This window comes from Paraburkholderia phosphatilytica, from assembly GCF_003443895.1.
Classification (GTDB): Bacteria; Pseudomonadota; Gammaproteobacteria; order Burkholderiales; family Burkholderiaceae; genus Paraburkholderia; species Paraburkholderia phosphatilytica.
In genome coordinates this window covers 240096-251367 of sequence record NZ_QQOA01000006.1, presented here as the reverse complement: position 1 = coordinate 251367, position 11272 = coordinate 240096, and the positions used below count along the sequence as shown (strand labels likewise).

Genomic DNA, 11272 nt, shown 5'->3' with positions numbered 1-11272 from the left:
CGGATGCGGCAGCGCCATCGTGCCTTTGATGTTGTGCTCGACCGCCTGCGCCGCCGCGTTCGACAGGTCGTCGACCGGCAGGATGATCACATGGTTGCGTACGCCCACGCGGCCGTTCGAACGGCGATAGCCGCGGAAAATCGTGTCCAGTTCAATCACGCTCATGGTGTCTCTCTCGATAGGGGGAAGCGAAACGGCTGTGGCCTGCTACGGCCTGCGCTGTGGCGTATGAAAGCGCCCGGCGGCTTACCAGCGCTTCGTCTTGATGTTGTGCACGTGAGCGTGCTCGCCGGCCTTGATGGGCGCCACCACCTTGCCGATATCGACACCGTACTTGAATACCGTATCGCCGACGGCCATGTCCTTCAGCGCCACCTTGTGGCCGATTGGAATGTCCTGCTTCGCCGGGACGGTGATGATTTCGTCTTCATCCATGATCCACGCATTCAGCTGCGTGCCGGCCTTGATGCCTTCAACGACCGCGACGCCCACCGTGTCTTTCGCCTCGTGCAGCACGATGTGAATCGTTTTGCGGCCACCTGCTTCCGCATTCGCGGCGCCGGCTGATCCTGCTGCTGCGTGATTCATGGTGTGTCTCCTGGTTGAGTTCCTGAGTTCGATAGGCGGCGCAACATCTGCACGCCGGTGCGTCGGATTGCAATCATGTTAGGCGCCATTATCATGCATGTCAACTAACTCATATATATGTGTTACATGAGTGCCGGATGCCGTAGAATCGGGGCATGGCGTTCCAGCGGGAAAGAACATGAGCACGATCGCGGAAACGCCGGCACCGGTCGGCGGCACCCGGTACAAGGAAGTGAAGAACGCAATGCTGGCGGCGCTGGCAGCGCAGGAATGGAAGGGGGGCGAGGCCATTCCGTCCGAACGCCGCCTCGCGGAACGCTTTGGCGTTTCGATCGGCACGCTGCGCAAAGCGATCGATGAACTCTGCGCCGAGAACATCCTGATCCGGCATCAGGGTCTCGGCACGTTCGTCGCGCTGCATCAGCGCGACCGCTATTTCTTTCGCTTCTTCCGCGTGGTTCGTCGCGATGGCGACAAGTCGTATCCCACCGTGAGCCTCGTCAATTTCCGCAAAACGAAGGCCACGCGCGACGTGGCGGCGCGACTTCGGATTGCCGAAAAAGCGCCGGTTTTCCAGTTCACGAATCAGCTCTCGCTGCATGGCGAGGCCGTGATCATCGACACCATCATCGTGCCGGAGGCGCGCTTCGCGACGCTCACGGAAGCTGCGCTGCGCAATCGTCCTGGCACGATGTACAACTTCTATCAGGACGCGTTCGGCATCAACGTGGTCGGCACCGACGAGCGGGTACGCATCGGCCAGGCGAGCGAACTGGAGGGCACGTTGCTCGGGCTCGCCGCGGGTGCGCCGGTGCTGGAAATCGAGCGGATTGCTTACTCGTATCACGAGCAGCCGGTCGAGTACCGGCTCTCGCATGTCAACACGCGGGACTACGAATACGTGCCCAATCCGGCGCGCGTTTCGAACGCTGGTTGAACAGCGCGAGCGGATTCAGGTACGTCGTATGAATGTCGTGGTCGACGCTCAAGCCTTGTGCGTCGACAGCAGAATGCTGGTTTCCGTGTTGGTGATGCCGTCGATCAAACGGATCGCCGCCAGCACGCGATCGAAGTTCTCCAGCGAATCCGCCTGCAGTTCCGCCACCAGGTCCCAACGTCCGTTCGTGCTGTGGATCGTCGCGACGTTCGGATGGCCGCGCAGCGCCTTCACGATCTCGCCGGCCCGGCTGCCTTCCACCGCGATCGACATCAGCGCGCGAATGCGATGCTTCTCGACGGCCGGTTTCAACCGCACCGTATAGCCGACGATCACGCCATTCTGTTCGAGCCGCGTCAAGCGATTCTGGACCGTCGCGCGCGCCACTCTCAGCGCCTTCGCGAGCGTCACGACGGATGCGCGCGCGTTGTCGCGCAGCAGCGCGATGAGCTGACGGTCGACGTCGTCCAGATTGATCATGCTGACTGCCCTCCCCTGAGCATCTTGACGAAGCCGCCAGACCCCGGCGGCAAGTGCTTTTCGTTAGCGAAAGCGTGTACTTCGAGCAGATCGCCAGTAGGCCCTGACATTTTGCCCATTTTATAGATACTTTTGCTCATCCTGCTGTCTTTCTGTTGCCCGGGCTCGCCGGAATAATGACTCCATCAAGCGGCTGATCGCGCCGCGGCCTACCCAGGAGACAGACCATGACCCGCTTCCTCGATGTTCCCGCCACCAGCCAGCTGATCGCGCGCAGCGGCGTCGCGCGCTTCCTGCGCGAGCTCGTCGATACGCTGCGCGCCGACTACCTTCGATGGAACGACTTCGACAAATCGCCGCGCGTCGCCTGTCATTCGCCGGAAGGGGTGATCGAGCTGATGCCGATCGCCGATGCGCGCCTGTTCGGCTTCAAGTACGTGAACGGCCATCCGGTTAACGCAGAGCGCGGCATTCACACGGTGATGGCGTTCGGCGCGCTCGCCGACGTCGACACCGGCTATCCGCTCCTGCTCGCCGAACTCACGCTCACCACAGCGCTGCGTACCGCCGCCACATCGGCACTTGCAGCCCGCGCGCTGGCCCGCCCCGATTCGCGCACGATGGCGCTGATCGGCAACGGCGCACAAAGCGAATTCCAGGCAATCGCATTCCACACGCAACTCGGCATCGATCACATTCGCGTGTTCGATATCGACGAACACGCGACCGACAAGCTGATCCGCAATCTGTCCTCTTCGATGCCCGCGCTTCAGGTCACCCGCGCCGCGTCCGTGGCCGAGGCCGTGCGCGGCGCCGATATCGTGACGACGGTGACAGCCGACAAGGCCTACGCGACCATCGTCACGCCGGAAATGATCGAGCCGGGCATGCATCTGAACGCCGTCGGCGGCGATTGTCCCGGCAAGACGGAACTGCACGCGGACGTGCTGCGCGCGAGCCGCGTGTTCGTCGAATACGAACCGCAAACGCGTATCGAAGGCGACATTCAGCAGTTGCCTGCGGATTTTCCGGTGGTCGAACTCTGGCGGGTGTTGCGAGGCGAAGCGGCAGGGCGTGAAAGCGCATCGCAGATCACGGTATTCGATTCGGTCGGCTTCGCGCTCGAAGACTATTCGGCGTTGCGTTACCTGTATGCGCTCGCGCAACAGCATGATGCCGGCGTGGACATTTCGCTGATTCCGCCCGCGACGGATCCGAAGAACCTGTTTGCGCTGATTGGCGAATCGCGCGAACACGCCAGCGATGCACGCGATGCAGCGGTCGCCGAGATGGCCTTCGCCCGTTAAAACCGGACCTTCGTGAGCCTCTCTTCTTTCACATCGACGACCATGCTGTCCATTCAGGCTCCTGCGGCCGTTGTCATGGTGCGGCCGCACCGCTTCTTTCCAAACCCCGACACCGCGGGCGACAACGCATTTCAACGCACGGGCAACGCGAGCAGCGATGCGCAGCGGCGCGAGCTGGCCATCGCTGCCCGCGACGAAGTCACCGCCGCGGCGGAAGCGCTATCGGCAGCCGGCGTGCGCGTTCATCTGTTCGACGACGATGGCGCGCACAACACGCCCGACTCCGCGTTTCCGAACAACTGGTTCTCGACGCATGCAGGCGGACACGTCGCGCTGTATCCGATGCACAACGCGAATCGCCGGCGCGAACGGCGCACCGATATCGTCGACCTGCTCAAGTCCGAGTACCGCGTGCAGGACGTGATCGACTATTCCGGGCTGGAGCACGACGATATCTTTCTGGAAGGCACGGGCGCGATGGTGCTCGATCACGTCGCCCGCATCGCTTACACCGCGCGCTCGCGCCGCGCGAATCCGGTGGCGCTCGAACGGTTCTGCACGCACTTCAATTTCGAGCCGATGTGTTTCGATACCGCCGACGAGAACGGCCGTCCGGTCTATCACACGAACGTGATGATGAGCATCGCGACCGCGTTCGCGCTGGTCGGGTTCGATCTGATCAGCGACGCGCGTCGGCGCGATGAAATTCGTCAGCGGCTCACGGATAGCGGCCGCAGCGTAATTGCACTGGACGCCGCGCAGATCGCGAGTTTCGCGGGCAACGCGCTCGAGCTATCCGGGCGCGATGGGCGGGTTCTCGCACTGTCGCGACGCGCGTTCGACAGTCTCACGCTGCGTCAGCGCAAGCTGATCGAACGCAGCGCGCAACTGCTGCCGCTCGACGTGCCGACGATCGAACTGGCGGGTGGCTCGGTGCGATGCATGCTCGCGGGCATTCATCTCGCGCGGCGTGAACGGCCGCTACTGCCATCGCTACCCTGCGTCGAACCCGTGGCCGCATTCGACGGACTCCTTTAGCAGTTCCCTCGCGGAGAGCCAGATGCCGGCCAGCGCGAGCACCATGCCCGCCGCCTGAACGAGCGGCGGCGTGGTGTGCTCGTAGAGACACACGTACACAATGCTGAAGACTGTCTCGAGGATGATGAGCTGCCCCACGAGTCCCATCGGCAACGCGAGCGAAGCGCGATTGAAAAATGCCGTGGCAAGAAACGAGGTTCCCACGCCGAGAATCATCGTGACCAGCACGAAAAGCGGCCACGCCTGACCGGTCTGACCTGCGTGCAGCAGGAACGCATCACGGTTCGCGAAGCGATGCGTCACGACGATCGCAAGACAGAACACCAAGGTCGCGACGCCGACTGCGCATGACCAGTGCGAACTCGTGACGGTCGGGTTGTCTCGCAGAAAGCGCGCGTTCGAAAGCGCATACCAGGTCCAGAGGGCCACGGCCGCCACCGCTGCGGCGGCGCCGGGCCACGCGAGCCGCGCATCGCGGCCGGATGCGGTGGACTGCACCGTCAGCACGAGCACGAGACCTACGGTGACGAGCACGAACGGAACGAACAGACGCCGCCATGTCGAAGCAGGCAGATGCCGGCTTCCCGCAACGGACACGCAGATCGGCAACAGCCCGATGATTGGAATGACGACCTCCGCGCCGGTACTCTGAACCGCGAAGCTGACCAGCACCGACACGGCGAGGTTGCCCGCCAGTCCGTAGAACGCAGCGCGCGCCCAACGCCGCGCGCCCAGCCGCCGATGGCGAAACCGCGCGACGAGAATCACCGCTGAAATCGCGCCGAAGAACAGATAGCGGCCGGCCGTGATTTCAACCGGCGTGTACGTGGCGAGTATCAGCGGCGCGATCAGCGAGACCGCCCACAGCCCGGTCGCGGCAATCATCGAGCCGATCGGACCCAACGAGGACAACGACCTGCCTTGAGACCGGAGCGACGGCTGCTCGCGCATGGGGCCCTACCCGCTCGATGTCATTGAACCAGTCTGGGTGTGCCGACGTTCGCCGCGTTCGGATCCAGCCCGTGTGCCTTCAGGATGCGCGAGATGTCGCCGGATTGGTGGAGTGCCTCGATGTCGGCGGACAGCGCATCGCCCAGCGCCTGATTCGTCTTCGTGAACGGGAACGCGGTCTGGCCCGGCTGGATGGATGCGGGCACGCGTTGATCGGGTTTGACCACGTCGATCTTCATCGCCTTGTAGCCGCCCTTCTTCTGATCGTAGACCGCGACCGCGTAGCTATCCGTGCCGATATCGATACGCCCCGCGGCAAGATCCTGCGCCATCGCCACCGGGTTCGGGTAGATGGTCAGGCTGCTGCCGAACACCTTCTGCAGGTCGCTGGTCCACAGGTAGCCCGCCACCGCGCCGACGCGCTTGCCCTGCATGCTCGCGATCGTGGCGTTGCCCTGGCCCGAGATCACGCCCATCTGGTCGAGATACATCGGCGCGCTCAGGCCGAGCACCTTCGCGCGGTCCGCGGTGCGATACCAGTCGCCCATCCCGATGTCGGCCTTACCCGACACCACCGACTGGATCACGGCGGCTGCATCCACGTTCGCGAACGAAAGCGTCAGGCACTCCTTCGCCGCGATGAGCCGGAGGATGTCGCCATCCACGCCATTGACTTCGCTTGGGCTCACGGGAATCGAGTAAGGCGGGAACTCCCAGGTCGCAACGGACAGCGTGCCCGGCTTGATGGTGGAAAACTTGTGTGCCGGCGTGCAGCTGCCCGCCGCCTGCGCGGTTGCTGCAACAGCCGTCAGCGACACGGCGGAACACAGTACGGCAATACGTTTCAACGACAGTTTCATGGTCTATCCTCTTGTGGCAGAGACGATGGTGGGCACTTGCGAGAGAAACGTATCGACGTGCTATCGAACCGCGTGCCGTCCCAGCCTGCGTTCGAGCGCAGACACCGCGAACGTCGATGGAACACAGATAACGGCGAACAGCAGACCGGCGAGAATCAGCACGGGCATGTACTCGAATGTGGACGACCCGATATTCGACGCCTTGCTGACCAGCTCCGGCAGCGCAATCGTGAAGCACAACGAAGTAGCCTGAAGCATCAAAATCGAAAACCCGAGCAGCGACGGCAACGCGACGCGCATGCCTTGCGGGATGATCACGAAACGCAGTGCATCGACGCCGTTGAGCCCGATCACCAGCGCCGCTTCTTTCTGCCCATACGGCACGGCGTCGAAGCCGGCGCGAATCATCTCGCTCGTATAGGCGCCCGTGCAGCACGCCAGCGCAACGCAGGCCGATGCGAACGACGTGAGCGTCAAGCCCGCGGCCGGCAAGCCGAAATAGCAGAACTGCAGCAGGATCAGCGCGGGCGCGCCGCGACCCACTTCCACGAAAATCAGCGCGCACGTGCGGATGGAGCGCGAGCGCGCCGACACCATCAGCGCCAGCACGAGCCCCAACGGAATGCCGACGGCGAGACTCACGCCGGCCACTTCCAGCGAAAGCCGATAGCCGTCCAGCAGGTCGGGCAACCAGCCTTTCCATTGTTCGAGCAGACTGTTCATCGTGACACCCGTGAACGAAGGTGAACGTCGGCCCATCGCGACAGCCATGCAACCGGCAGACTCAGCGCGATATACAGCACCGCGGCGGAACCGTAGACACTCAGGCCCCGGAAGGTCACCTGAGACACGTGATACGCCTGGAACGCGAGTTCGTTGACGCCGATCGTCGAGGCCACGGCGGAATCCTTCAGGAGACCGATCAGATACGTCGCCGCCGTGGGCAACGCGATGCGGATCAGCTGCGGACCCACGACGTCTCGGAACTGCTGCAGGCGCGTGAGGTTGAGCACTTTCGCGGCTTCGTACTGGCCGGGATGAATCGCCGTCAGCGCGCCGCGGTAGATCTCCGACATATTCGCCGCCGTCACCACACCCAGGCCGATGGCCGCCGCAACGAACGGGCTCATCGAAAACAGGTCGTTGCCGATGCCGAAAAACACGAAGAACAGCCACACGATCGGCGGGATCGACCGGCATACCACCACGATCGCCGTCGCGACGCCGCGCACGAGCACATTGCGCGACAGCCGCATGCCGCACAGCGGCAAACCGAGCACCGCACCGAGAATGAAGGTGGTGAGGGTGAGCGCGACCGTCCACGGCACGCCCTTCAGGATGGCGGAGAGATCGAGGATCATCACCGGTCCCTCACTGCGCTCAGGAATCGCGCGGCCCGCTCGGTTTTCGGTCGCCGCATCACCTCTTCACTTTCGCCCTCTTCCAGCACACGTCCATCGGCCATCACGATCACGCGGTCGGAGACGCTTTCCGCGAAGTGCATTTCGTGCGTGACGACGATCATCGTCATACCTGACGTCGCGAGTTCTTTCATCACGGCCAGCACCTCGAGGCCGAGTTCCGGATCGAGGGCCGACGTCGGCTCGTCGAACAGCATGATTTCGGGTTCCAGCGCGAGCGCGCGTGCGATCGCGATGCGCTGCTGCTGGCCGCCTGAACATCGGACGGGAAACTGCGACGCCTTGTTCGCAAGGCCCACTCTCTCCAGCAGTTCGAGCGAGCGTTCGTCCGCCTCCTTGCGGCTGCGGCCCATCGTCCGTTCCTGCGCGAGACTGACGTTGCGCAGCACGCTCAGATGCGGAAACAGGTTGAACGACTGGAACACCATGCCGATCCGCCGGCGCAACGTGACCAGTTCGCGGTGCGATGGCGCCTGGCCGGCGTGGATCGTCACGTCGTCGATCGTCACGCTGCCTTCCGTCGGCGGCTCGAGCTGATTGATACATCGCAGCAGCGTGCTCTTGCCGGAACCGCTCGGCCCGATGATCGCGATCACTTCGCCGGTACGCATCTGGAAGCTGACGTCTTCAAGAACCCGGTGCGCGCCGAACACCTTGCCGACGCGATCCACGCACAGAATCGGCGCGCCGGTTCCAGCCGCAGGTCCCGCGCCCGTTCCGGACGCGAGAAAAGGGGATGTGATGCTGTTCATGAGACTCTCTCCATCAACCGCGTTCACCATTCGTGCCGGACGCTCATCAGCTTGTCGAGGATTCTGCCGAGCAGCGCCCGCTCCTCGTCGCTCAGGATCTGCAGCATCAGCGTCTGGCGATCGACCGCGACCGGCAGGACCTTTTCGTAAAGACGCCGCCCGCTGTCGTTGAGAATCAGCAGACTCTCGCGACGATCGTTGGCGTTCGTCTTCCGCTTGATCAGCTTGCGCGCGACGAGACTGTTCACTGCGCGGCTGATGCTGTTCTTCGGGCGTCCAGTCACTTCGCAGACATGCTTGGCGAGCATCGACCCATACGACGCGAGACAACTCAGTACGTTGAATTCGTCACGCCCGACGTCGAACGTTTGCGCCATCTCCGCAAAAATCGGTTCGCAGTAGCAGTTCGCCCATAACGTCAGGCGCCACATATCGCTGAGTGGCCCCGTCGTGGCGACCTTGACGAACACGTCGTCGGCAATCGACCGTGAGTCCCCGTCGGGCTCCGCGAGGTCTTGCGCCAGGCTCGCGACCTTCGCACTGAATTCCATGTCGTGTTCCTTGTTCGCTGCCACTGTCAGGCCACCTGTTCGTCGACTCAGCGCTGCGTCGCGCTTTGCGTTGCGCATTGCAACGCATAAATCCATTCGGCGAACATCAGATCCAGATGGCCGCCTCCGCCATTCTTGAACACCGTGATTTCGCTATCGCTTCGCCGGCCCTCGACGGTCTTTCCACACAGATCGAACAGGTCGCCGACGATATGCGACGCGTCGATCACCCCACGCGCAAGCGGTTGCACGACGTCGCCGCAGTGCTCCATCACGAGCGCCCGATGATCGACGAACAGCCGCGCGTTGCGCACCACGTCGTCGTCAGCCTCGCGCATCTGCGGTGTGTATCCGCCCACCAGGTCCACATGCGTACCGGGCTTCAGCCACGCGCCCTTCAACACCGGCTCCGCCGCGCGGGTCACGCAGCTGACGATGTCCGCTTCGCCCGCGCTTCGCTCGAGCGAAGCCGAAGCGCGGACTTCCGCAGGCAACTTCAGTTGCATCTGCTCGGCGAGACGTTCCGCGCGAGCACTATCCCGGTTCCACACATCGACGCGCTCAAGCGAAGGAAACTCAGCGCATATCACCTGCAGATGAACCGGCGCCTGCGATCCCGCGCCGATCATCAGCAATCTCGTGGGCCGCGTCGGCGCGAGAAAGCGCGCGCCGAGCGCAGAATCGGCAGCCGTCTTGTACCGCGTGAAGCTATTGCCGACAATGAAGCATTGGAGGTGTGCGTCGTCCGCATCGCACAGCACGAAAGCCGAATGGATCGTGTCCACGCCGCTTCCCATCCGCTCTGGGTTGTCAGCCGAGACGGTGACGAACTTCATGCCCATCCTGCCGTCCGTCCGCGAACCGAGCCACGTCAGCACCTCTGCGTCGGCACGTGCCTCGCGGACGATCGGCGAATACATCCGCGTCGTGGAGACGTCCCTGCGAAGATGTCCACTGGCAAGCGCATCGACCATCTGTCGCGGCGACGCATTGCCGAGCACCGCATCGGAATCGATCAACAACGGCAACGTGCTCGCGTGCATCGCTTCGATACTCAAACGTACGGATGATCGAGACGCGGGCAGTCCGACAGCGCGATCGCACCCGTCGCGGTAATCAGCACCTGTTCCTCGAGCTTCACGCCTTCCTTGCCGCCCGCTTCGCCGATAAAGCTCTCGACGGACACGATCATGTTTTCCTGCAGGACTCCGTCATATCCCCACGCATCGAAATCCACCGCGTACGCGATGCTCGGATACTCGTCCACGAGTCCGACGCCGTGCAGCATCATCATGTAGCGGTTGTGCACATAGCGGTCCGGCACTGGCCAGCACTGTTCGGCGAATTCGCGGAACGACATGCCGGCCTTCAGCAGGCTGACGTTGTGCGCAATCTGGTCTTCCGCGAAGCCGAGCAGGTCACGCTGATGGCCAGACACGCCCTTGCCCGGACAGATGAAACTGCGCGATATGTCGGACAGCGCGCCGCCGGGGCCGACCATGTCCGTATCGAACGCGACCATGTCGCCCGCTTCGATCACGCGATTCGTCGCGTCCTGAAACCACGGGTTCGTACGCGGACCCGAACTGAGCAGGCGCGACTCCGCCCACTCGCCGCCGTGCGCGATGTTGGTGGCGTGAAAGACGCTCCACAGCTGGTTTTCGGTGATGCCCGGCGTGAGCGCTTCACGCATTCTCGCGATGCCCAGGTCGCAGACACCCATCGAAACGCGATGCTGTTCGATCTCCTGCGGTCCCTTGACGACGCGCGCCTGTTCGGTCAACGGCTGCGCGTCGAACAGCTGGATGCCATGGCCCTTGAGCCGCTCGGCGCCCCACGGGTCGCAACGATCGACGGCAAGCCGGCGATTGCCCGCACCGTAGGTACGAACGACATCCGCAATTTCTTTTGCCCACAGCTCCGCCTTTTCTTCGACACGCGGGCCCGCAAGGAAATAGATCCACGGCGTGGCGGGACGGATTTCATCGATCGATTCGATCCCTTCGCTGTTGTGGCGGCTGCCCGTGAAATCGAACAGGATCACCGGCCCGTCGGTTGCGACGAACACATAGCGGCTCGGCGAGTGCATGACCCACAGGCCGAGGTTGTTGGTGTCCGTCGCGTAGCGGATGTTCAGCGGATCGGCGAGCAGCATGCCGGCGTAGTCGTGCGCGCGAAGCTGATCGCGCAGCCGCGCCAGCCGGAATGCGCGCATCGCCTTGCGGTCGATCGCCTCGTAGGCGCGAATCAGCGAAGCATCGATCGTGCTGGCCCGATAGCCGACGACAGCGTCATCGGTGCGGAAGGCCGGCTGCGATATGGCTTCACTGCGATCAACATCGGGGGCTCTGCTGGCGGTGCTCATTTCGACTCCTTGACGTTCAACG

General features: G+C 63.2%; 14 protein-coding genes. 3 read left to right on the top strand and 11 right to left on the bottom strand.

The annotated features are described in order from the left end of the window. The coding region (locus DVS29_RS09245) for a UxaA family hydrolase (RefSeq protein WP_164707878.1) at positions 1-165 on the bottom strand (165 nt) is incomplete at its 3' end. 81 nt (positions 166-246) lie between these two features. Next, complete coding sequence (locus DVS29_RS09240) at positions 247-516, bottom strand: UxaA family hydrolase (RefSeq protein WP_118180157.1); 270 nt, start codon at positions 514-516, stop codon at positions 247-249. A gap of 250 nt (positions 517-766) precedes the next feature. Here DVS29_RS09240 and DVS29_RS09235 point away from each other — a divergent pair, with 250 nt between their 5' ends. Next, complete coding sequence (locus DVS29_RS09235) at positions 767-1525, top strand: GntR family transcriptional regulator (protein WP_118180135.1); 759 nt, start codon at positions 767-769, stop codon at positions 1523-1525. A gap of 48 nt (positions 1526-1573) precedes the next feature. On the opposite strand, the gene DVS29_RS09230 is transcribed toward DVS29_RS09235, so the two are convergent. Continuing rightward, positions 1574-2005, bottom strand: a complete 432-nt coding sequence (locus DVS29_RS09230; RefSeq protein WP_118180134.1) for an Lrp/AsnC family transcriptional regulator — start codon at positions 2003-2005, stop codon at positions 1574-1576. 227 nt (positions 2006-2232) lie between these two features. On the opposite strand from DVS29_RS09230, the gene DVS29_RS09225 reads away from it, so the two are divergent. Both DVS29_RS09225 and ctlX read left to right on the top strand, forming a co-directional pair. Further along, entirely contained in the window at positions 2233-3312 is a 1080-nt protein-coding gene (locus DVS29_RS09225; RefSeq protein WP_118180133.1) for an ornithine cyclodeaminase, read from the top strand. 42 nt (positions 3313-3354) lie between these two features. Continuing rightward, positions 3355-4350: a citrulline utilization hydrolase CtlX gene (gene ctlX / locus DVS29_RS09220; protein WP_118180132.1), complete on the top strand. Its 996-nt coding sequence runs from the start codon at positions 3355-3357 to the stop codon at positions 4348-4350. Here ctlX and DVS29_RS09215 read toward each other — a convergent pair. From DVS29_RS09215 to DVS29_RS09180, 8 genes are read right to left on the bottom strand one after another with little or no spacing between them, the layout of a single operon-like run. Next, positions 4306-5262 carry a DMT family transporter gene (locus DVS29_RS09215; RefSeq protein WP_164707877.1) on the bottom strand — a complete coding sequence of 319 codons (957 nt, stop codon included), beginning with the start codon at positions 5260-5262 and terminating at the stop codon, positions 4306-4308. The two genes, ctlX and DVS29_RS09215, sit on opposite strands and share 45 nt — an antisense overlap. A gap of 59 nt (positions 5263-5321) precedes the next feature. Continuing rightward, the gene (locus tag DVS29_RS09210) at positions 5322-6161 is read right to left on the bottom strand and encodes a substrate-binding periplasmic protein (RefSeq protein WP_118180130.1); all 840 of its coding nucleotides are present in this window, start codon (positions 6159-6161) and stop codon (positions 5322-5324) included. A 60-nt stretch (positions 6162-6221) separates the two neighbouring features. Continuing rightward, positions 6222-6884 carry an amino acid ABC transporter permease gene (locus DVS29_RS09205; protein WP_118180129.1) on the bottom strand — a complete coding sequence of 221 codons (663 nt, stop codon included), beginning with the start codon at positions 6882-6884 and terminating at the stop codon, positions 6222-6224. Further along, a complete protein-coding gene (locus DVS29_RS09200) occupies positions 6881-7522 on the bottom strand; it encodes an amino acid ABC transporter permease (protein WP_118180128.1) in 642 nt (213 codons plus the stop codon). The genes DVS29_RS09205 and DVS29_RS09200 overlap by 4 nt, the downstream gene beginning before the upstream one ends. Further along, positions 7522-8334: an amino acid ABC transporter ATP-binding protein gene (locus tag DVS29_RS09195; RefSeq protein ID WP_118180127.1), complete on the bottom strand. Its 813-nt coding sequence runs from the start codon at positions 8332-8334 to the stop codon at positions 7522-7524. The genes DVS29_RS09200 and DVS29_RS09195 overlap by 1 nt, the downstream gene beginning before the upstream one ends. A gap of 23 nt (positions 8335-8357) precedes the next feature. After that, positions 8358-8885, bottom strand: a complete 528-nt coding sequence (locus DVS29_RS09190; RefSeq protein WP_164707876.1) for a MarR family winged helix-turn-helix transcriptional regulator — start codon at positions 8883-8885, stop codon at positions 8358-8360. A 47-nt stretch (positions 8886-8932) separates the two neighbouring features. Next, the gene (locus tag DVS29_RS09185; protein WP_124800619.1) at positions 8933-9943 is read right to left on the bottom strand and encodes an ornithine cyclodeaminase family protein; all 1011 of its coding nucleotides are present in this window, start codon (positions 9941-9943) and stop codon (positions 8933-8935) included. Next, positions 9940-11250 (bottom strand): M24 family metallopeptidase, encoded by a 1311-nt coding sequence (locus DVS29_RS09180; RefSeq protein ID WP_118180124.1) that lies wholly within the window; start codon positions 11248-11250, stop codon positions 9940-9942. Before DVS29_RS09180 ends, DVS29_RS09185 begins: the two co-directional genes overlap by 4 nt. Between the last annotated feature and the right edge of the window lie 22 nt (positions 11251-11272).

Coding starts and splice junctions, on each gene's coding strand:
- DVS29_RS09225 (WP_118180133.1), top strand. CDS start 2,233: ATGACCCGCTTCCTCGATGTTCCCGCCACCAGCCAGCTGATCGCGCGC.
- ctlX (WP_118180132.1), top strand. CDS start 3,355: ATGCTGTCCATTCAGGCTCCTGCGGCCGTTGTCATGGTGCGGCCGCAC.
- DVS29_RS09235 (WP_118180135.1), top strand. CDS start 767: ATGAGCACGATCGCGGAAACGCCGGCACCGGTCGGCGGCACCCGGTAC.
- DVS29_RS09230 (WP_118180134.1), bottom strand. CDS start 2,005: ATGATCAATCTGGACGACGTCGACCGTCAGCTCATCGCGCTGCTGCGC.
- DVS29_RS09205 (WP_118180129.1), bottom strand. CDS start 6,884: ATGAACAGTCTGCTCGAACAATGGAAAGGCTGGTTGCCCGACCTGCTG.
- DVS29_RS09180 (WP_118180124.1), bottom strand. CDS start 11,250: ATGAGCACCGCCAGCAGAGCCCCCGATGTTGATCGCAGTGAAGCCATA.
- DVS29_RS09190 (WP_164707876.1), bottom strand. CDS start 8,885: ATGGAATTCAGTGCGAAGGTCGCGAGCCTGGCGCAAGACCTCGCGGAG.
- DVS29_RS09200 (WP_118180128.1), bottom strand. CDS start 7,522: ATGATCCTCGATCTCTCCGCCATCCTGAAGGGCGTGCCGTGGACGGTC.
- DVS29_RS09210 (WP_118180130.1), bottom strand. CDS start 6,161: ATGAAACTGTCGTTGAAACGTATTGCCGTACTGTGTTCCGCCGTGTCG.
- DVS29_RS09195 (WP_118180127.1), bottom strand. CDS start 8,334: ATGAACAGCATCACATCCCCTTTTCTCGCGTCCGGAACGGGCGCGGGA.